Raw genomic sequence first — 351 nt, 5'->3', positions numbered from 1 at the left:
GCCATGTTCTGTTCCATCGTACTCATCACGTGCACTAGTCACACTGGTACTCAGGTGATAACCATCTGTCTACACCACTTCATTTCGCGAAGTGTGTCTCGTTTATACGTTGAATTCCGTTAAACAAGTGCTCCTACCAAATTTGGATTGCTCACTCGAGGGGTTTACCGCGTTCCACCTTTTATATTTCTATAAAAGCTACGTCACTGTGGCACTTTCAAATTACTCTATCCATATCGAAAGACTTAGGATATTTCATTGCCGTCAAATTAATGCCTTGATTTATTGTTTCATCAAGCACGAACACTACAATCATCTCAGACTGTGTGAGCATGGACTTTCCTCTATATA

General features: G+C 40.7%; 1 other RNA gene. It reads right to left on the bottom strand.

From position 1 onward, the window contains the following. Positions 1-351, bottom strand: an RNA gene (gene rnpB / locus NV401_RS18765) — RNase P RNA component class B; the annotation flags it as partial.

Origin of the sequence: Sphingomonas hylomeconis (assembly GCF_025370105.1) — a bacterium.
In the GTDB taxonomy this organism is placed as follows: domain Bacteria; phylum Pseudomonadota; class Alphaproteobacteria; order Sphingomonadales; family Sphingomonadaceae; genus Sphingomonas; species Sphingomonas hylomeconis.
Note: the sequence above shows the minus strand (reverse complement) of the source record. Positions and strands in the feature narration are given on the sequence as shown.